The sequence below is a fragment of the Antarctobacter sediminis genome (genome assembly GCF_019218285.1).
Classification (GTDB): domain Bacteria; phylum Pseudomonadota; class Alphaproteobacteria; order Rhodobacterales; family Rhodobacteraceae; genus Antarctobacter; species Antarctobacter sediminis.
Genome location: NZ_JAHUZG010000001.1, coordinates 338,981 through 357,645 on the forward strand (window position 1 = coordinate 338,981; position 18,665 = coordinate 357,645).

16 protein-coding genes and 1 pseudogene are annotated in these 18,665 nt (G+C 62.0%); 6 read left to right on the top strand and 11 right to left on the bottom strand.

Annotation, left to right across the window (positions count from 1 at the left end; translation table 11 throughout):
- Positions 1–170 precede the first annotated feature (170 nt).
- A complete protein-coding gene (locus KJP30_RS01660) occupies positions 171–623 on the top strand; it encodes an Lrp/AsnC family transcriptional regulator (protein ID WP_218447232.1) in 453 nt (150 codons plus the stop codon).
- Complete coding sequence (locus tag KJP30_RS01665; RefSeq protein ID WP_218447233.1) at positions 623–1,237, top strand: LysE family translocator; 615 nt, start codon at positions 623–625, stop codon at positions 1,235–1,237. The genes KJP30_RS01660 and KJP30_RS01665 overlap by 1 nt, the downstream gene beginning before the upstream one ends.
- 42 nt (positions 1,238–1,279) lie before the next feature.
- Here the strand turns inward: KJP30_RS01665 and KJP30_RS01670 are convergent, their stop codons facing one another.
- Positions 1,280–2,176: a LysR family transcriptional regulator gene (locus tag KJP30_RS01670; RefSeq protein WP_218447234.1), complete on the bottom strand. Its 897-nt coding sequence runs from the start codon at positions 2,174–2,176 to the stop codon at positions 1,280–1,282.
- A gap of 98 nt (positions 2,177–2,274) precedes the next feature.
- Between KJP30_RS01670 and KJP30_RS01675 the strand changes: the two genes are divergently transcribed.
- Positions 2,275–2,571: a putative quinol monooxygenase gene (locus KJP30_RS01675; protein ID WP_218447236.1), complete on the top strand. Its 297-nt coding sequence runs from the start codon at positions 2,275–2,277 to the stop codon at positions 2,569–2,571.
- 25 nt (positions 2,572–2,596) lie between these two features.
- The gene (locus tag KJP30_RS01680; protein ID WP_218447237.1) at positions 2,597–3,646 is read left to right on the top strand and encodes a Gfo/Idh/MocA family protein; all 1,050 of its coding nucleotides are present in this window, start codon (positions 2,597–2,599) and stop codon (positions 3,644–3,646) included.
- Positions 3,647–3,727: 81 nt separating this feature from the next.
- On the opposite strand, the gene KJP30_RS01685 is transcribed toward KJP30_RS01680, so the two are convergent.
- A complete protein-coding gene (locus KJP30_RS01685; RefSeq protein ID WP_218447238.1) occupies positions 3,728–6,184 on the bottom strand; it encodes a vWA domain-containing protein in 2,457 nt (818 codons plus the stop codon).
- A gap of 226 nt (positions 6,185–6,410) precedes the next feature.
- On the opposite strand from KJP30_RS01685, the gene uvrA reads away from it, so the two are divergent.
- Entirely contained in the window at positions 6,411–9,293 is a 2,883-nt protein-coding gene (gene uvrA / locus KJP30_RS01690) for an excinuclease ABC subunit UvrA (protein WP_218447239.1), read from the top strand.
- A gap of 69 nt (positions 9,294–9,362) precedes the next feature.
- Here uvrA and KJP30_RS01695 read toward each other — a convergent pair whose 3' ends face one another.
- From KJP30_RS01695 to KJP30_RS01720, 7 genes and pseudogenes are all read right to left on the bottom strand, one after another.
- On the bottom strand, positions 9,363–9,551 hold the full coding sequence (locus KJP30_RS01695) for a YgaP family membrane protein (protein ID WP_246594323.1): 189 nt from the start codon (positions 9,549–9,551) through the stop codon (positions 9,363–9,365).
- A 102-nt stretch (positions 9,552–9,653) separates the two neighbouring features.
- The gene (locus tag KJP30_RS01700) at positions 9,654–9,992 is read right to left on the bottom strand and encodes a DUF1236 domain-containing protein (RefSeq protein ID WP_218447241.1); all 339 of its coding nucleotides are present in this window, start codon (positions 9,990–9,992) and stop codon (positions 9,654–9,656) included.
- A gap of 98 nt (positions 9,993–10,090) precedes the next feature.
- Positions 10,091–10,963, bottom strand: coding sequence for a 3-hydroxyisobutyrate dehydrogenase (mmsB, locus tag KJP30_RS25150; RefSeq protein WP_343222751.1), 873 nt, complete (start codon positions 10,961–10,963; stop codon positions 10,091–10,093).
- Positions 10,964–10,993: 30 nt separating this feature from the next.
- Positions 10,994–12,010 (bottom strand): annotated as a pseudogene (locus KJP30_RS25155) (enoyl-CoA hydratase/isomerase family protein); the annotation flags it as partial.
- Positions 12,011–12,110: 100 nt separating this feature from the next.
- On the bottom strand, positions 12,111–13,250 hold the full coding sequence (locus KJP30_RS01710; RefSeq protein WP_218447243.1) for an acyl-CoA dehydrogenase family protein: 1,140 nt from the start codon (positions 13,248–13,250) through the stop codon (positions 12,111–12,113).
- 156 nt (positions 13,251–13,406) lie between these two features.
- The gene (locus KJP30_RS01715; RefSeq protein WP_218447245.1) at positions 13,407–14,540 is read right to left on the bottom strand and encodes a glycosyltransferase; all 1,134 of its coding nucleotides are present in this window, start codon (positions 14,538–14,540) and stop codon (positions 13,407–13,409) included.
- 61 nt (positions 14,541–14,601) lie between these two features.
- Positions 14,602–15,279 carry a GntR family transcriptional regulator gene (locus KJP30_RS01720; RefSeq protein WP_218447246.1) on the bottom strand — a complete coding sequence of 226 codons (678 nt, stop codon included), beginning with the start codon at positions 15,277–15,279 and terminating at the stop codon, positions 14,602–14,604.
- A 180-nt stretch (positions 15,280–15,459) separates the two neighbouring features.
- Between KJP30_RS01720 and KJP30_RS01725 the strand changes: the two genes are divergently transcribed.
- A complete protein-coding gene (locus KJP30_RS01725) occupies positions 15,460–16,890 on the top strand; it encodes an NCS1 family nucleobase:cation symporter-1 (protein WP_218447247.1) in 1,431 nt (476 codons plus the stop codon).
- Between the two features lie 58 nt (positions 16,891–16,948).
- On the opposite strand, the gene KJP30_RS01730 is transcribed toward KJP30_RS01725, so the two are convergent.
- Together KJP30_RS01730 and KJP30_RS01735 are read right to left on the bottom strand one after the other, a co-directional pair.
- Positions 16,949–18,076: a carboxylate-amine ligase gene (locus tag KJP30_RS01730; protein ID WP_218447248.1), complete on the bottom strand. Its 1,128-nt coding sequence runs from the start codon at positions 18,074–18,076 to the stop codon at positions 16,949–16,951.
- A 69-nt stretch (positions 18,077–18,145) separates the two neighbouring features.
- Positions 18,146–18,535 (bottom strand): hypothetical protein, encoded by a 390-nt coding sequence (locus KJP30_RS01735; RefSeq protein WP_218447249.1) that lies wholly within the window; start codon positions 18,533–18,535, stop codon positions 18,146–18,148.
- Positions 18,536–18,665 lie beyond the last annotated feature (130 nt).

Consider the following 18,665-nt stretch of genomic DNA (forward strand, 5'->3'; position numbering starts at 1 on the left):
TTTGGGGCGGCGTGTGTCGCTGCCGGTCAGGAGTATGAAGCGGCATCCCGCCACGAAAGAGCCGTAAGATTTTCGGCCAAGGGGCGGGTTTGCCTGATAAAACCCGCCAATGAGGCTTGATTTCGAAAAATTTGCGTTGCATTCGTGTCGTGGCTGGATAATTTGCGGCCATGGATGAGATTGACCGCAAAATAATCGACCTTCTTTCGGCGGATGCCCGACGTTCGCTTGCGGACATCGGTGGCCACGTCGCTTTGTCGCCTTCAAGCGTCAACGACAGGATCCGTCGTCTGACCGCCTCTGGTGCAATCCGGCGATTTACCGTCGAGGTTGACCCGACCGCGGTGGAGATGGACACCCTTGTCTTTGTCTGGGTGGCGTTGCGTGAAGATGCCGATGAGGGCGGGTTTCGCGATTTTGCGGCGCGCCATACCGCGATCCTCGAATGCCATCACGTGACCGGCAGCTGGGCCTATATGGTCAAGCTCCGCGTGCGTGCCATGCCTGAGGTCGAGTCTTTCCTCGCAGAACTGAAGGCCAATAAATTCCTTGGCCGCAGCGAAACGGTGATCGTTCTTTCCTCTCCGGTGGCGGACAGGCTTGTGCAGAAGGGGGCTGGCTGATGGAATTCTGGTTGTTTGTCAAAAGCCTGTTTTTGGGCCTTGCCATCGCCGCGCCGCTTGGACCGATCGGGGCGCTTTGCGTCAACCGGACGCTGGAACGTGGCTTTGCCGCCGGTGTCGCCGGTGGGTTGGGTACTGCGCTCGCGGATGGTGTCTACGCGGCCCTTGCGGCCTTTGGCTTTGCAGCGTTTTCCTATGGACTCGGCCTGATCGACACGCCGCTGCGGCTGATCGGGGGGGCTTTCATGCTGTGGCTTGGCTGGAAAAGCATGGTGCCCAAGCCGACCGGCGCGGCGGCGGAAGTGTCCGCCCGGCATCTGTTGGGCACTGCTGCGGCGACTTTTTTGCTGACGATCACCAACCCGATGACGATCCTGTCTTTTGCCGCGATCTTTGCGGGGCTTGGCCTGGCCACTGCCAGCGGGACTAGCGGGGCGGGGATGGTTGTGGGCGGGGTCTTTTTCGGGTCGATGCTGTGGTGGTGCCTGCTGAGCGGCGGTGTGGCCCTTGCCCGGCATCGACTGCCCGGGTGGTTCGCGACATGGATTTCGCGCCTGTCCGGGGTCTTGCTGATTGGATTTGGCGGTTGGGCGGTGATCTCGGCTTTTGCCTGAGCGGCATGCCCCGCGACCGGACTTGCGGATGATGTCGGGACATCAGATCGAGGCGCAGACCTCGGTGATCACATCGCGAAGCCAGCGGTGCCCGGGATCACTGCGGTGCCGTGGGTGCCAAGCCACCTGCATGGGGAACTGGCCAAGGTCGACGGGCGGCGGCAAAAGCCGAAAGGCCGGATCGTTTTCATAGATCCGCGCAATTCGTGTGGGCAGCGTTACCAATCCGCCAATTTCCGCGACCGCCAAAGGCGCGGCAAGGAAATGCGATACGGTCAGGGCAACATGGCGTGTCAGGCCCGCCGTCCCAAGCGTATGGCCCAGCCCAGTTCGCCATTTTCCGGGCGGCGAGACCACGACATGCGGCAGGCTTTCATATTGTTCTTTCGTCACCGAATGCTGGCCGGGCAGGTCATCCTTGCGCAGAAGGCACAGAAAGCCATCCTCCATCAGCGGGGAGATCACAAGGCTGTCGGGCGCGTTGTCAAACCGCCCAAGCGCGATGTTCAGATCACCTGCCGCCAATGCCTTTGTGTCCAGATCCGGCCCAAGCGGTTCGACGACAAGGCTTATCCCTGGCGCGTCGGTTGTGACGCGCGCCATCAGCGAGGGGATTACCACGCATTCGAAATAGGCGCTTGCCGCAATGCGAAAGCTGCGGCGCGCGGAGGCCGGGTCAAAGCTTGGCCGGTCCTCAAAGACATGCCGGAGCCTGTCCAGCGCTTCAGAGACCTCCGGTGCCATGGCGCGCGCCTTTTCCGTCGGCACAACACCATAGCGCGCACGCAGGAAAAGCTCGTCGTCAAAGGCTGCCCGCAGCCGCGAAAGGGCCGCGCTGACCGCTGATTGCGACAGGCCCAGTCGGTTGGCTGCCGCGGTCACGTTCTGTTCTTGCATGATGGCATCAAAGACGGCCAGCAGGTTCAGATCGTATTTCATGATCCCCTCGAAATCGATTTCTGAATGCCAGTCAATCAATTTCTTGATGAACTTGCCAAGACCTAAGTGAGCCTCAGCACAGACAAGAGGACTCGTCGATGGACCAAACACTGAAAATCGTTGCCCGGATGGTGGCGGCCCCCGGACAGGCGGACGGCCTTGCAGACCATATGAAACAGCTGGTCGAGGACACCCGGAAAGAACCCGGCTGCCTTCGGTACGATCTGCTTCGCGGCACGGACAATCCCGACATCCTGATCTTTGTCGAGGAATGGGAAAACCGGGATTTGTGGCAGGCCCACATGGCCGGAGAGGCTATTCGGGCGTTTAACGCACGCATCGGGAACGGGGCCTTTGCGGCCGGAGAAGTTCACCCGCTGCAACAGATTTCTTGAACGTATTCAAACAGGAAAAACACCTATGTCTGACCTTGGATTTGGTGTCGTGGGCACCGGTTTCATCGCGGGTATCGTCGCCAATGCGATCATCGCCGCGAAAGGCGTGAAACTCAGCGCCGTGTCGAGCCGCAAAATTGACAATGCCCGTGCCTTTGTCTCCGAACGGCCCGGAGCCGCGGCGGTCGAAGGGATTGACGCGCTCTTGGCCCGCGATGATGTGGGGGCCGTCTATGTGGCGACACCTACCGCGGCAAAAGAGGCCGTCGCCCTGTCGGCAATAGCGGCAGGCAAACATGTGCTTGTGGACAAGCCGCTGCTGGACGCGGACTCGGTCCGGCGCATGACCGAAGCGGCCTCGGCCAAGGGCGTTCTGTTCATGGATGCCACGCATTTCGTCCACCACCCCAGAACAGAGGCCATCCTTGCGGGCGCGTCCGAGAAGATCGGACAGCCCAAATCGCTGCATACGACCTTTTATTTCCCCTTCGACGATCGCGAAAACATCCGCTTTGATCTTTCGCAGGAACCGATGGGGGCGGTGGGCGACATGGCGTGGTATTCCATGCGCGCGGTTGTCGAATATCTGCACCCGGAGGGCGCGCTGAGCAAAGTGGCCGTTGTGCCTGAGTTCGATCCGACGACCGGGGCCGTGATCCGGGTTTCGGGGCTGGTTGGGTTTGAGAGCGGCGAAGCCGCGACCTTTGACGTGGGCTATACGGCCGGAACCGCAATCATGGATCTTGGTCTTTTGGGCACAGGCGGCATGATTTCGATGGATGACTTTGTGCTCGACTGGAACAACAGCTTTGCGTTCAACAATGCAGAGATCCCCGCCGGCTACACGTATCGCAGCGGCATGGCGGATCGCAGTGCCTTTGCGTTCGTGGAAACGCCAGCGGAAGCCAGTCAGGACAGCCTGATGATCCAGCATTTCGCCGAGGTCGCCTCAGCCGGTGACAGGACTGCCTATGCCGCCAGCGCCAAGGCAAGTCTGGCGACGCAGAGGCTGTTGGATGCGGTTTGGCGGGCCTGTCAGACCGGGGCGGACGCCAAGGTGCCAGCACAAAAATGATGCGGCAGATGGTGCCGAACATGCCGCAAAAAAGCAAAGGCCCCCTTGGCGGGGGCCTTTCCGTTTGTCCTGAACCGGTGGTCATTCCGGTTCGTAGGTCAGCTCAATCGGCTTGCGGAAGATCACGCGATTGCCTTGTCCGATGACGTAGCGCAGTTCGTATTTGCCCGGACCTTCTGGCATCTTCAGCACCATCGGACTGTCTTCGCCGGTGTATTTATACAGGCTGTGCTTGTTGTCCGGCTCTCCGACGCGGGCAAGGCTGATGTAGTCGCCCTTGAAATCCGGGCCATCCCAGTTCAGCCCCAGCACGCCGCCAGCCGGGACCTTGTCCGGGGCATCAATGCTGGCCTCGACTTCGGTCAGCGTGATCTGACGCGTCCCGATCACGCTGGCGCCCTTGCTGGCGGCGACGTAGCGCAGTTCGTAGGTGCCGGGCTCGTTGGGCAGCCGCAGCAACAGTGGCGTCCCTTCGCGGGTGTAGGTGTAGTGGATGTACTTGTTTTCGGGCATTCCCGGTTCCGCGACCGAGATGTAGTCCGGCTGATAGCCGGGACCGTCCCATTCCACGAGGATCGACGCCCCTGCGCGGGCTTGCTCGGGCGCGGTCAGCGAGGCGCTGACCTCTGTCACCTCGATCGGTTTGGTGACCACCACGGTGTTGCGCTGGCCCAGTGTATAGCGCAGTTCATAGGTGCCCGGTTCCGCCGGCATCGTCACTTGCAGCGGTGAACCTTCGCGGGTGTAGGTGTAGCTGATATAGCGCTCACCCGGAATGCCGACGGCGATATAGTCGCCCTGATAGTCCGGTCCGGTCCATTCTACCGTCAGCGGCGCACCGGCGGCGGCAGTGTCCGGGGCCGCCAGCGTGGCGGCCACATCCGTCACCGTGACCCGGCGCGAGGCCATCAACGTGTTGCGTTGACCAAGGAAGTAGCGCAGTTCGTATTCGCCCGGTTCGGTCGGCATGACCACGTTCAGCGGGGATCCTTCGCGGGTGTAGGTATAGTTGATATAGCCTTTCTCACCCAGTTTCTGCACGCCGATGTAATCGCCTTGATAATCCGGTCCCTGCCAGGTGACCGGCAATGGGGCGCCGGCCATTGCCGCCTCATCCGCGTCCAGCGTGATGTCCACGGCGGTAACGGTGATGGGCCGAGACGCCATTGGCGTATTGCGCTGTCCAAGGAAATAACGCAGTTCGTATTCGCCGGGTTCGGGCGGCATGACCACGTTCAGGGGCGAACCTTCACGGGTGTAGGTGTAGTTGATATAGCCCTTTTCCCCGCGCTTCTGAACGCCGATGTAATCGCCCTGATAGTTCGGGCCATCCCAGCTTACCGGCACCGGCGCACCGGCGATCACCGTGTCGTCAGCGTCCAGTGTGATGTCCAGCGGCGTGACGGTAATCGCCTGTTTCGCCAAGGTCTTGCGTCCGTCCGAGAGGATGTAGCGCAGTTCGTATTCGCCCGGTTCCGGCGGCATGACCAGCCCGGCGGGGTTCGCCTCGCGGGTGTAGACGTAATTCACATAGCCGTTGTCATCTGGTTTCGAGATGGCAATGTAATCGCCCTGAGCGTTCGGGCCCTCCCATGCAATCGGGACGGTGGCCCCGGCCACGGCGCTGCCCGGTCCGCTGACCGATGCATCGGGCAGGGAGCTGGGCAGGATCAGCGTAACCGTCTGATCGCCGTCGACCACGTCAAAGGTCTTTTCCACGCTGGCCTCGTCGCTGGGGCGCAGCACTGAAACCGTGTAGGTGCCAGCCGTTAGATCGACGTCCAGATTAGGGACGCGCTGAAAGTCGACGATCAGCTCGTCGCCGCGGCGCAAGTCCCAGACCAGTGGGGTCTCGATGGCACCGCCATCCGGCCCGTCCTGCGCCACAAAGCGCGTGCCGTAGGTTGCGGCGGGTTGCGCCTGTGTCACCTCGGTCAGGGCCTGCCCCAGTTCGCTGGCGTTGGCCGCCAGCAGGAATTGCCCGCCGGTTTCATCGGCAAGGCATTGCATCTGGCGGCGCGCCTCGGGGTCATCCACGTCAAATCCTACCACGTGAACGGTCAGGTCCACGCCGGCCTGTTCCAGCGCACGGGCCGCGGCACAGGGGTCGGGGTTGCAGGTTTCCACCCCGTCCGAAACAAGGATCACGGTGGCCGGTTCCTCGGTGTATTTCAACGCTTTGGCGGCCACGATCACTGCATCGGTCATAGGCGTCTTGCCGCGCGGGCGCAGCTTGTTGACGGCGGCGGCGATGTCGCCACGGCTTGCAGCACCGGGCGCGATCAGCGTTTCGATATCGGTGCAATCGCCCTTGGTCCGATGGCCGTAGGCGGTCAGCCCGATGGTCTGGGTGTCGGGCAGGGTGCGCAGCAAATCGCCGACGACCCCCTGCGCGATCTCGATCTTGGTCAATCCGTCGATCTGCCCCCACATGGAGCCGGAAGCATCGAGCACGAGAATGGATTGACTGCTCTCTTGCGCCACGGCGAGGCCGGGCAGAAGAGAAAGCGCCAGCGCGGCGCGGCGAAACCGGGTCATGGAAATCCCCCTTTGGCGGTAATGCCCATATCCTGCACCGGGGCACCGGATCGGGGCAAGGACGGGTTTACCCGACTCGCGCCTGACCCTTGCAGAGTGCTTTTGCCTTTCCTACCTGCACATTCCTGCCTGTCGTCGTATGTTCACACTTCGTTCACGTTTTTCGATTGGCCATGGCAGGGAATCCGATTATGTCTAGGCGGGTCCGAAGGCCCGGGGGTGCGTGATGCCGGAACTCAAGCAGATCGAAGTGCGCGGTGCGCGCGAACACAACCTGAAATCCATCGACGTGGATATCCCGCGCGATCAACTGGTTGTCATTACCGGCCTGTCGGGGTCCGGCAAGTCGTCGCTGGCGTTCGACACAATCTATGCCGAAGGACAGCGCCGGTATGTCGAGTCGCTTTCGGCCTACGCGCGCCAGTTCCTCGACATGATGGAAAAGCCGGACGTGGACCATATCAGCGGCCTGTCACCGGCGATTTCCATCGAACAGAAAACGACGTCGAAGAACCCGCGTTCGACCGTGGGCACCGTAACCGAGATCTATGACTACCTGCGCCTGCTGTTCGCGCGGGTCGGGACACCTTATTCGCCGGCCACCGGTCTGCCCATCGAAGCGCAACAGGTGCAGGACATGGTCGACCGTGTCATGGGGATGGAGGAAGGCACGCGCGCCTTCTTGCTGGCACCTATCGTGCGGGACCGCAAAGGCGAATATCGCAAGGAGTTTCTGGAACTGCGCAAGCAGGGCTTTCAGCGCGTGAAGGTGGACGGCGAGTTCTATGAACTCGACGAGCCGCCGACGCTGGACAAGAAGTTCCGCCATGACATTGACGTGGTTGTCGACCGGATCGTAGTGCGCGAGGGCATGGAAACGCGGCTGGCGGACTCTTTCCGCACGGCGTTGGATCTTGCCGACGGGATTGCCGTGCTGGAAACCGCCCCGCGTGAGGGCGACCCCGAGCGGATCACCTTTTCCGAGAATTTTGCCTGCCCGGTCAGTGGCTTCACCATTCCCGAAATCGAGCCGCGGCTGTTTTCATTCAACGCGCCCTTCGGGGCCTGCCCGGAATGTGACGGTCTTGGGGTCGAGCTGTTCTTTGACGAACGGCTGGTGGTGCCCGATGTGACGCTCAAGGTGGCGGACGGGGCGCTTGCGCCCTGGCGCAAGGGCAAATCGCCTTACTTCCTGCAAACCATCGAGGCCATCGCCAAGCATTACGAGTTCGATAAGAACGCGCGCTGGAAGGATCTGCCGGCCCATGTGCAGCAGGTCTTTCTTTATGGTTCGGGCGACGAGGAAATCCCTTTCCGTTATGACGAAGGCGGGCGCGTTTACCAGGTGACGCGCGTCTTTGAAGGCGTCATTCCGAACATGGAACGCCGCTATCGCGAGACGGACAGCAACTGGATCCGCGAAGAATTTGAGCGTTATCAAAACAATAGGCCCTGCGGTTCATGCGGCGGCTACCGGCTCCGCGAAGAGGCGCTGGCGGTCAAGATCGGCCCGTCCGATGGCGGGGCCGACCGTTTGCTGCACGTGGGCCAGGTTGTGCAGATGTCGATCAAACAGGCCTTTGACTGGTGTGCCGAGGTGCCGCAATACCTGACCGCCCAAAGGAATGAGATCGCGCGCGCCATCCTCAAGGAAATCCGCGAGCGGCTTGGTTTTCTGAACAACGTCGGACTTGAATACCTCACGCTAAGCCGTTCTGCCGGAACACTTTCTGGCGGTGAGAGCCAGCGTATCCGACTGGCCAGCCAGATCGGGTCCGGCCTGACCGGCGTTCTTTACGTGCTGGATGAACCTTCAATCGGTCTGCATCAGCGCGACAACACGCGGCTGCTCGACACGCTCAAGAACCTGCGCGATCAGGGCAATACGGTTCTGGTGGTCGAACATGACGAAGAGGCGATCCGCGAGGCGGATTACGTCTTTGACATCGGGCCGGGCGCAGGGGTGCATGGCGGGCAAGTGGTGGCACATGGCACGCCGTCCGAGATCTCGGCCGATCCGTCCAGCCTGACCGGCCAGTACCTGAGCGGCGCGCGGGAAATCGAGGTGCCGACCAAGCGGCGCAAGGGCAACAAGAAAAAGATCAAGGTCGTCAAGGCGACGGGCAACAACCTCAAGGAGGTGACAGCCGAGTTTCCGCTGGGCAAATTCGTCTGTGTCACCGGGGTGTCCGGCGGCGGCAAGTCGACCCTGACCATCGAAACCCTGTTCAAGACTGCCTCGATGGCGCTGAACGGCGCGCGTCAGACGCCCGCACCCTGCGAGACGATCAAGGGGCTGGAACATCTCGACAAGGTCATCGACATCGATCAGCGCCCCATCGGAAGGACCCCGCGATCGAACCCGGCCACCTATACCGGGGCCTTTACGCCCATCCGCGACTGGTTCGCCGGTTTGCCCGAAGCCAAGGCGCGCGGCTACAAGCCCGGGCGGTTCAGTTTCAACGTCAAGGGGGGCCGCTGCGAGGCCTGTCAGGGCGACGGTGTCATCAAGATCGAGATGCACTTTCTGCCCGATGTCTATGTCACCTGCGAGACCTGCAAAGGCGCGCGCTATAATCGTGAAACGCTGGAAATTCTGTTTAAAGGCAAGAGCATCGCGGACGTTCTTGATATGACGGTCGAGGACGCACAAGAGTTCTTCAAGGCGGTGCCCTCGATCCGGGACAAGATGGATGCCTTGGCGCGTGTCGGGCTTGGCTATATCAAGGTCGGCCAGCAGGCGACCACCTTGTCCGGTGGCGAGGCGCAGCGGGTCAAACTGTCCAAGGAACTGGCGAAACGGTCCACGGGCCGAACCCTGTATATCCTCGACGAACCGACCACCGGCCTGCACTTTGAAGACGTGCGCAAGCTGTTGGAAGTGCTGCATGAACTGGTCGAACAAGGCAATACGGTCGTGGTGATCGAACACAATCTGGACGTGGTGAAGACCGCCGACTGGATCATCGACATCGGTCCCGAAGGCGGCGACGGCGGTGGGCAGATCGTGGCCGAGGGCACGCCTGAGAAAGTGGCCGAGGTCGAAGCCTCGCACACCGGGCGGTACCTCAAGCCGTTGCTACAGGCGCGCAAGGTGGCTGCGGAATAACCCGGCCACCCGAAGAAAAGCGCGGACAAAAAAGGCCCCGTTGCGGGGCCTTTTGCCATGCTGATTGGCTCAGGACTTCGTCTTGCAGGTGTTGATCCCCAGCAGCGCATAGGGCGGGCAGGACCCCATCGCCGAGGTGCCCAGCATCACGACGCCGACAACCAACAGCAGCCAAGACCAGCCGCCCGACACCATGAAAAAGGCGATGATCGCGATCACGCCGACGATGGCGCGGATAAGGCGGTCAGTCTGACCCATATTCTTTTTGAACATTGTTACCCCCGGTAAAGGTTGATCCAAGATAATGCTTAACGCCGGATCGCGAGTCTTGCATATGATCTGGATCAACCTTCGGGCGGCTTAGTCCGCCAGTTCCGCCAACGCGCCGATGATATCCAGCACGGCGCGGGTATCCGGATCGACGCGGTAGACCTGATCGCGGACCACGACGTAGGTGCGGTCATCGCGCAGACCATAGCGCCCGGGGTCCAGCAGGATCTGCGCGTCACGCGTCACATGATCGCCGCGCGACAGATGATGATGATCGCCTTGTTTCTTGGCCTGGCCCGGAGGAACGCAGGGAACGGCCTTTTTGGCGAGTCCCGGCGGGCAATGGGCCGGGCTGGCCAATGCGGGACCGGCCAGAGGGGCGGCGAAAAGCGAGGCGCCAAGAAGGATGCGGGCAAAACTGCGGTGCATGTTGGTCTCCGGGTTGAGTGTCTTTGCGTCTTTAACGCCTCAACCCGGGGAATGGTCGCATCGGTCGCAAAGGGTCGGCGGCAATCCGCTGGGCCGGATCAGCCGCGCCCGCGTTTTTCAAAGCGTGGCAGCATGGCCGAGAAATCGCGGCCCATGCCGTCCTCATCCTCGACAAAGCTGCGGTAAAGCTCCATCGCGGCCTGACCCAAAGGCGTGTCGGCATCGGCCTCGCTGGCGGCCTGCTGCGACAGGCGCAGGTCCTTCAGCATCAGGTCGGCGGCGAAACCGGGTTGATAGCCATTGTCGGCGGGCGATTTCGGGCCGACGCCGGGCGCGGGGCAATAGGCGTTCATGCTCCACGAATAGCCCGAAGAGGTCGAGACCACGTCGAACATGGCCTGCCGGTCGAGGCCCAGCTTGTCGGCGAGGGCAAATGCCTCGCAGGTGGCGATCATGGTCACGCCGAGGATCATGTTGTTGCAGATCTTGGCGGCCTGGCCATTGCCGGCGGGGCCGCAATGCACGGCTTTCTGGCCCATGATGTCGAACAGCGGCAGTGCCTTGGCAAAGGCCTCGTCCGGGCCGCCGACCATGAAGGTCAGCGTGCCGCCCGCCGCGCCACCGATGCCGCCCGAGACCGGCGCATCCAGCGCCATCATGCCTGCGGCCTCGGCCTCGTCGGCGACTGCGCGGGCCGAGGCCACATCGACGGTGGAACAGTCCAGAAGCACCGCACCCTTGCTCATGGCGGGCAGGATCTGTGCCGCGACCGAACGCAGGATCTGGCCGTTGGGCAGCATGGTGATGACCACATCCGCGCCGGTTGCGGCCTCTTCCGCGGTGGCGACGGGGGTGACGCCCTCGGCGGTGGTGCCCGCCACGTCAAAGCCTTTGACGGCGTGACCTGCCTTGGCGAGGTTGGCGGCCATGGGAGCGCCCATATTGCCCAGTCCGATGAAACCGATGTTCATGGTCTTCTCCTTGAAATCCAGCGTGTCGGCGCCAAGCGGCATCAGCATCTTCGAAACGTCGATCAGCGGCACGCTGTCGAGATCATGCCGCCACTTGGGCGATTTGTCCTTGTCGATGATGGCCGCGCGGATGCCTTCGAGGAAATCGCCCTGTTGCATGATCCGGTGGCTGACGCGGTATTCCAGTTCCAGCGCCTTGCGGATGTCGAGCCCGGGGCCGCGCAGCCGGTGGATCATCTCGAGCGTGACCGCCATGGACAGGGGCGCATTGCGCGACATGGTCTTGAGCCCCTTTTGCGCCAGCTCGCTGTCGCTGTTGCGCAGGGTGTTCAGCACGTCCTTCAGCGCCTCGCCATCGAAAAGCCTATCGATCTCGGCCTGTTGCGCGGCAAGGGCGCTGTCGGGCGGCGTGGGTGCATCCCCCAGCGCCGCAAGATCGCCGCTGTCGATCAGAGCCTGTTTGAGGGCGGGCCAGTCGGCCTCGGGGTGAAAACGGTCAGCAAAGCCCGCGTGGATCGCATCGCCCGGACCCATGCGCGCGGCGGTGATGCCGAGGTATTCGCCCAGACGGCCCGGTGCCTGCGCAAGCACAAAGCTGCCGCCCACGTCCGGGACAAAGCCGATACCGCATTCCGGCATGGAGATCTGTGTCGACTCGCCCACGATGCGATGCGAGCAATGCCCGCCGATGCCGACGCCGCCCCCCATGACAAAGCCGTGCAGGAAGCTGACGATGGGCTTGGGGTATTCCGCCAGCTTGGCGTTCATCCGGTATTCGTCGCGCCAGAAGGCGCGGCCATAGTCGAAATCGCCCGCGGTGCCGGTGCGGTACATCTCGGCGATGTCGCCGCCGGCGCAGAAGGCGCGATCTCCCTCGGCATCCATGATGACGAGCTTGACGCTGTCGTCGTTGCGCCAGGCGTCCAGCGCCTGTTCGGTGGCCAGGCACATGTCCCAGGTCAGTGCGTTGAGCGCCTTGGGTCGGGTGAGCGTGATGCGGCCTGCCTGGCCTTCGGTACGGATCTGGATATCGGTCATTCTGGCCATTCCTGATGTTGAAAGGGGGCTGTCTGCCCCCTCTGGACCTGCGGTCCATTCACCCCCGAGGATATCTTTCGACAGAAGAAGCCCGGGGTCTGTCCGTTGATCAGGCGGCGAGCATCTGGCGCGAGATGATCAGGCGCATGATTTCATTGGTGCCTTCGAGGATCTGGTGGACCCGCAGGTCACGGACGATTTTTTCGATGCCGTAGTCGGCGAGATAGCCATAGCCGCCGAACATTTGCAGGCAACCATTGGCGACTTCGAAGGCATTGTCGGTGACCATGAGCTTGGCCATGGCGCAGAACTTGGTGGCATCGGGGGACTTGGCGTCGACCTTCCAGGCGGCCTGACGCAGGAAGGTGCGCGAGGCTTGCAGTTTGGTTTCGTATTCCGCGAGGCGGAATTGCAGCGCCTGGAACTGGTTGATCGGTTTGCCGAAAGCCTTGCGTTCGGACATGTATTGCAGCGTCAGGTCCAGCGCCTGCTGGGCGGCGCCGAGGGCGCTGGCCGAGATGTTGAGCCGTCCGCCGTCGAGACCGGCCATGGCGTAGCTGAAACCGCGGCCTTCTTCGCCGATCAGGTTTTCCGCCGGGATCGGGCAATCGTCGAACTGGACCTGCGCGGTGGGAGAGGAGCGCCAGCCCATCTTGTCCTCGAGCGCGCCGAAGCTGAGGCCCTCGGTTCCGTTCTCCACGAAGAGCGTCGAGATGCCCTTGGGGCCGTCCTCGCCGGTGCGGCACATGACGACATAGGCATCGGAGTAGCCACTGCCCGAGATGAAGGCCTTGGTCCCGCTGAGGTTGTAGCCCTCGTTGGTGCGGGTGGCGCGGCTGCGCAGGGCGGCGGCGTCCGAGCCGCTGCCCGGTTCGGTCAGGCAGTAGGACAGCACGGTTTCCATGGTCAGGACCTTGGGCAACACGCGGGCCTTGAATTCATCGCTGGCGAAACTGTCGATCATGCGGGCGCACATGTTGTGGATCGACAGGAAGGCCGCGACCGAGGGGCAGGCCATGCTGAGCGCCTCGAAGACCAGAGTCGCGTCCAGCCGTGACAGGCCGGAACCGCCGCTTTCCTCGCTGACGTAGAGACCGCCAAAGCCGAGCTGGGCGATTTCCGGCCAAAGTTCCTTGGGGATGGTGCCTGCGGCTTCCCATTCGCGGGCGAAGGGCGCGATGCGCTCTTGTCCGAAGGCGTAAGCCATGTCGAAGATGGCTGTCTGTTCCTCGCTGAGTGCGAAATCCATTGCGGGGCTCCTCCCTGCCGGGCTCTGAATTGAACGCTTGTTCAGATTGTGCCGCGAAGTGACCTGCAAAGCAAGCGGTGCGCGCGCAATCCTGCTTTGCGTTTTTGCAATGGTTGGGGCGCGGCCTGCGATGGTTGTTTGCGTTAACGCAAAGCGTCAGGGCCGAACCGTCGCGCGGATGACCTGTTCGACGCGCGCCAACCCGATGTCATTGTCGAATTTCGCCTCGGCGGTGGCTCGGGCGGCGGCGGACATGGCGGAACGGTCGGGCGTGTCGAGAAGCTGGCGGATGGTGTCGGCAAACCCGTCTTCGTCCCATTCCTCCACGAGATAGCCGTTGACGCCGTGTTGCACCGCCTCGGGGATGCCCGCGTGCTGGGTGGACAGGGTGATGCAGCCGCAGGCCAGCGCCTCCTGAATCGCGGTGGGCAGGCCTTCGGTATTGCCGTTCTTGGCGGTGACGGAATGCTGAAGGAAGACTTCGGTCGTCAGCAGGTGGTCGCGGACCTTGTCATGGGGCAGGGCACCGGTAAAAGTCACCTGGTCCTCGATCTGGAGTAGGCGGGCCTTGGCCTTGCAATCCTCCAGCAGCGGGCCGTCCCCGATGAAGGTCAGATGGGCATCGCGTCCCTTGGCGGCCTTGGCAAAGGCGCGCAGGGTGATGTGCGGGGCCTTTTTTTCGACCATGCGACCCACGGCCAGAAAGCTGCCGGGCCGTTTGGGGCCGGGGGTAAAGCGGCGGATGTCGACGCCGGAAGGCACGACATGCGCATTCGGGTGCGTAATGCCATGAGCGGCGAGGTTGTCCAGCAGGAACTGGCTGACCGAGAACATGCCCGCAAGGCGCGGCATCATCAGCCGGTAAGACCGGATGCGCTGTTTCGATCCCAGTGCGGCAGAGGCATCGGTGCCGCGCCAGTAAGTGAAAACCGGGATGCCAAGATCATTGCCCAGCTTGGCCACCACAAGCGCCTGGGTGCCGAATTCGGCCAGGATCACCTTGACCTGCTGATCGCGCAGGAAATCCGCAAGGCGCTTGCGGTTGTCTCCGAAGGGCAACCGCGAGGTGCCATGCAGAAGCGCGCCAGAGACAGCGGCGAAAGGCGCGCGCAGCTTGTCCATCACGGTCAGGGGCGCGCGGCGTATGAACAGCGGTTTGCCCAGCGGATCCTCACCGTTGTGGCGTCCGCAAACGACGCAGGTGTCGCCACCGAAGAGATGCTGGATGTGACGATTGATGAAGGTCTCGCCCATCACGAAATAATCGGAGGTTGCGATGGCGGTTTTCATGCGGTGCTCCCGGCTGTTGCGGCGGTCGTACCTTGACCGGGGCGCGCTGCCAAGGGGCGGCTCAGGCCGTATCGAACCCGATGCCCCACCAGCGCAGCGTGTTGACCAGATGCAGGCGGATCGCGGTCACGGCGCGATCGGCATCGCGCGTCTCTAGAGCCGAGATGATTTCCAGATGTTCTTGCATGGCTGGGATGATGCGGTCCGCAAGAAACGGGCGCATGTTCTGGATAATCGCGACACGGTTGCGATTGTCTTCGTACAGTCCTTCGGCAAGTTGCAGCCCGATCCCGCGCGCCAGCATGTCATGCAGGCTGAGATCGGTTTCGATGGCCCGCCGCTGAACCTCTGGGGTGACACCGGCGCGGGCGCGTTCACACATTGCTTCGTGACTGTCACGCAAGGCGCCCAGAGGCAGCGGTTGGCTTGCGTCAATCAGGCGACGCGCGCCCTCTGCATCGAATATCGCGCGCAGTTCAAGGCATTCGCGGGTCCGCTCGGGATCGGCTTCCATGATTGCCAGCCCGCGTTTGGGCAGGATCGTAACCAGTCCCGCCGCTTCGGCCCGTTTCACCGCCTCGCGCACGGCGGCGATGGGCATGGCCAGTTGGTCCACCAGCATCGGCATGGACATAAAGGCCCCGCTGCGCAGACGGCCCTCGCGCAGGTGCCGGATCAGTTCCTGATGTGCCTTGTCGGCCTGCAACTCGGCGGTGCGAACAGATGAAGAAAGCGGCATCGCGGCCCTTCGCCCTTGATTGTTCCGGAAATCAGAAAGGTCATGTTTGATTTTCACGATATCCTGCATCTAACCTATCATCTAACATTTTAGATGCAATGCCAGTTGGCAGGTCAACAGAAATGAAAATCAGGACGGCCCGATCACGTCACAACGGGGCCGCCAAAAGGGAGTAAGAGGATGCACGCCACGACAGCCGAAACAGAGCGGGTGGACGGATCGGAGGACGCGCTGCGCCCGGTCACCCCGCAAGAGAAAACATGGGGCTGGTTCGCCATCTTCAACGTCTGGGCCAACGACATCCAGTCGCTTTTCGGCTATTCGCTGGTGGCTTCGCTGTTCATATCCTTCGGGGTCAGTGGCTGGACAGCCTTTGCCTCGCTGATCGTGGCGGGCTTGTTCGTGATGTTCCTTGTCAATCTTTCGGGCGCGGCGGGTGAGAAATACGGCATTCCCTATCCGGTCTTTGCCCGTGCCAGCATGGGCACCGCAGGAGCCAAGCTGCCTGCCGTGCTGCGGGCCACGGTGGCCGTTTTCTGGTACGGTGTGCAGGTCTATTTCGCCTCGACCGCGTTGGCGTTGTTGATCAAATCCGTCACCGGTGCCAGCGGCGGAGCGATGTTCCTTGGCTTGACCGAGATCGATTGGCTGTCCTTCGTTCTTGTTTGGGCCTTTCACATCGTGATCTTCTGGCACGGCATGGATTGGGTCGAAGGTTTCCTGAATTTCGCCGGGCCCTTTGTTTACGCAGTGATGATCGGACTGGTGATCTACCTGTGGTTTGCCGCCGACGGGAAACTCCTGTCCGAGGCGCAGACGATCTTTGCCAACCCCGAGGGCACATGGGGCACCGAACTGAAGGGTGCGGTGGCGATCTTTGGCACCATGGTGGCCTATTTCGCTGCCGTCATGATCAATTTCTCGGATTTTTCGCGTTACGCCCGGGACAAAAAGGCGATGACACGCGGCAATCTTGCGGGGCTGCCGTTCAACATGATCCTGTTTTCGGCGCTGGCCCTTTTGACCACCGCCGGGGCGGCCGTGGTCTATGGCGAAAAGATCATCAACCCGACCGAGATTGTCGACCGTACGGACAGTATCGTGCTGGGTGTGATCGCGGCCATCACCTTTTTTGCGGCGACCGTGGGTATCAATTTGGTGGCGAATTTCATTCCGGCAGTGAACGGGATCGCCAATCTTGCGCCGGAAAAGATCAGCTTTCGCAAGGCGGGTCTGATCACCTCGGGGTTTGCGCTGGTGATCGGCGGGCTGTGGACCAGTTTTATCAGCCAGTTCGGAATTGGCGGTTTTGTGAACACGCTGGGCGCAACGCTGGCGCCGCTCTACGGGATCATGATCGTGGATTACTACCTGCTGCGGAAACAGGCGCTTAAACGGGATGATCTCTACAAGACGCAGGGCGGGGTCTATCATTTTGGCAATGGCTGGAACGATCACGCGCTGGTGGCTTTTGGCGTGGCCGCGATCTTTTCGGTGGCCACGGTCTGGGTGCCTCTGCTGAGCGACCTTGCAGGATATGCATGGATCATTGGTGCGGTGCTGGGCGGGGCGATCTACTATGCCCGTGCCAAGGGCAAGGTCTCCGTCTGACCCCGACGGTCAAAGGCTGCAAATACACGCCGGTCCCTGTGGGGCCGGCGTTTTGCGTTCACAGATCAGCGTGGAATTCCTCGATCAGATGATGGACCACAGCGCGCATCTGGCCTTCGTGGTCGGCACCGGCCGCGCGGGCGGCTTCCAGCGCGGCGCGCTGGCGTTGCGCCGAAGTGCCGCTTTCGACGATCTCGCGTGCGCGGGCGGCCTCGGCCAGACATTTCAATGCGGTGGCATCCTCTTCGATCAGGGCATAGAGGTCTTCGACCAGTTGCGGGAAGGGGACGACCTGCGCCGCGCCAAAGTCGATCAACCCTTCGGTGACGCCGTAGCGTTGCGCCCGCCAGCGATTTTCGCCGATCAGGAACCGGTCATAAAGGCGCCAGCGCTGGTTTCGGACGCGCAGCCGCCAGAGCATCCGCATCAGGCATTGCACCAGCGCGGCCAGCGTCAGTGCATGTTCCAGCCGGGGCTGCACATCCATGATGCGCGCCTCCAATGTCGGAAAATTGGAGGAGGGCCGCAGATCCCACCAGATACGGGTGCGATCCTCGATCACGCCGGTGTCGATCAGCACCTTGGTCGAGCGATGGTAATCCTGCCAACTGTCGAACTGTGGCGGCAAGCCGGTGCGGGGCAGGTTGTCAAAGACCGAGATCCGGTAGCTGGCCAGCCCGGTGTCCTCTCCTTGCCAGAACGGCGAAGAGGTGGACAGCGCAAGGAGATGCGGCAGGAAATAGCTGGCCTGCGCCATCAGGTCGGCGCGCAGCGGGTCATCCTCCAGCCCCACGTGCACATGCATACCGCAAATCAACATGCGACGAACGACGCCGCCAAGGTCGCGGTCAAGGTCGTTGTAGCGCTGCTTGTCGGTGTGGTGCTGGTTCTTCCAGTCGGCCAGCGGGTGACAGGAGGCGGCAATGGGCGACAGCCCGTGTTTGGCCGCGTGGCGCGACACGGCCGACCGCAAGCGGCGCAGGTCGTCGCGTGCCTCGGCCACGCCAGTGCAGGGTCGGGTGCCGATTTCGATCTGGCATTGCAGGAACTCCGGGCTGACCTGATCTTGCAATTCGGCAGCGCAGGCTTTCATCAGACCGTCCGGCGCTTCGACAAGGGCGCAGGTTTCGCGATCCACCAAGAGGTATTCTTCCTCGATGCCGATGCTGAACGGTGGTTCGGCCATGTCGTCACTCCCTTTTCAAGGAAGAAAACCAGAGCATGTCCATTCTGTGAAGAGGGCAATATCGCCCGGTCAGCCCACGTTTTGCCGCGGCGCCAAAGCCGAGTCGAGGGCGTCAAAACCTGTTTCCGGTTGGCCGGATGCTGCCAAAGCCTCGGATTCATCGCGCAGAATCTCGAACCGCAGATTGGACACCGGTTCGGTGACTTGCTGCATGATCCGCGCGACACCGAATGTCACATCATTCGGTGCGTGGATGACGCTCAGCCCGCCGGTGTCCTGATACCTTTGCAAAAGGCCGTGCGCCCGCTGAACAGATGCGACGATGCCAAGGAAACTGGCGTCCACGCCAAGAACACGCCGGGTGTCGGACAGCATGATGAAATCTGGGCTGAAGTCACGGTGTTGGACATAGTCGCGAAAAGAGGTGAAGCCTTGGGACACGTCGATGACGCCAAACATGCGAAATAACGCAAGACTGCGGTCTGGAAAAATCGTGAATTCAATCGGCATCGCCGTATACCCGTTCGCGATCGTTAAGGAGCCTCCGCGACCTGTCGTTCAATCCCTGTCCTGTCCGGGTATTTGACCT

Coding starts and splice junctions, on each gene's coding strand:
- KJP30_RS01660 (WP_218447232.1), top strand. CDS start 171: ATGGATGAGATTGACCGCAAAATAATCGACCTTCTTTCGGCGGATGCC.
- KJP30_RS01665 (WP_218447233.1), top strand. CDS start 623: ATGGAATTCTGGTTGTTTGTCAAAAGCCTGTTTTTGGGCCTTGCCATC.
- KJP30_RS01670 (WP_218447234.1), bottom strand. CDS start 2,176: ATGAAATACGATCTGAACCTGCTGGCCGTCTTTGATGCCATCATGCAA.
- KJP30_RS01675 (WP_218447236.1), top strand. CDS start 2,275: ATGGACCAAACACTGAAAATCGTTGCCCGGATGGTGGCGGCCCCCGGA.
- KJP30_RS01680 (WP_218447237.1), top strand. CDS start 2,597: ATGTCTGACCTTGGATTTGGTGTCGTGGGCACCGGTTTCATCGCGGGT.
- KJP30_RS01685 (WP_218447238.1), bottom strand. CDS start 6,184: ATGACCCGGTTTCGCCGCGCCGCGCTGGCGCTTTCTCTTCTGCCCGGC.
- uvrA (WP_218447239.1), top strand. CDS start 6,411: ATGCCGGAACTCAAGCAGATCGAAGTGCGCGGTGCGCGCGAACACAAC.
- KJP30_RS01695 (WP_246594323.1), bottom strand. CDS start 9,551: ATGGGTCAGACTGACCGCCTTATCCGCGCCATCGTCGGCGTGATCGCG.
- KJP30_RS01700 (WP_218447241.1), bottom strand. CDS start 9,992: ATGCACCGCAGTTTTGCCCGCATCCTTCTTGGCGCCTCGCTTTTCGCC.
- mmsB (WP_343222751.1), bottom strand. CDS start 10,963: ATGAACATCGGTTTCATCGGACTGGGCAATATGGGCGCTCCCATGGCC.
- KJP30_RS01710 (WP_218447243.1), bottom strand. CDS start 13,250: ATGGATTTCGCACTCAGCGAGGAACAGACAGCCATCTTCGACATGGCT.
- KJP30_RS01715 (WP_218447245.1), bottom strand. CDS start 14,540: ATGAAAACCGCCATCGCAACCTCCGATTATTTCGTGATGGGCGAGACC.
- KJP30_RS01720 (WP_218447246.1), bottom strand. CDS start 15,279: ATGCCGCTTTCTTCATCTGTTCGCACCGCCGAGTTGCAGGCCGACAAG.
- KJP30_RS01725 (WP_218447247.1), top strand. CDS start 15,460: ATGCACGCCACGACAGCCGAAACAGAGCGGGTGGACGGATCGGAGGAC.
- KJP30_RS01730 (WP_218447248.1), bottom strand. CDS start 18,076: ATGGCCGAACCACCGTTCAGCATCGGCATCGAGGAAGAATACCTCTTG.
- KJP30_RS01735 (WP_218447249.1), bottom strand. CDS start 18,535: ATGTTTGGCGTCATCGACGTGTCCCAAGGCTTCACCTCTTTTCGCGAC.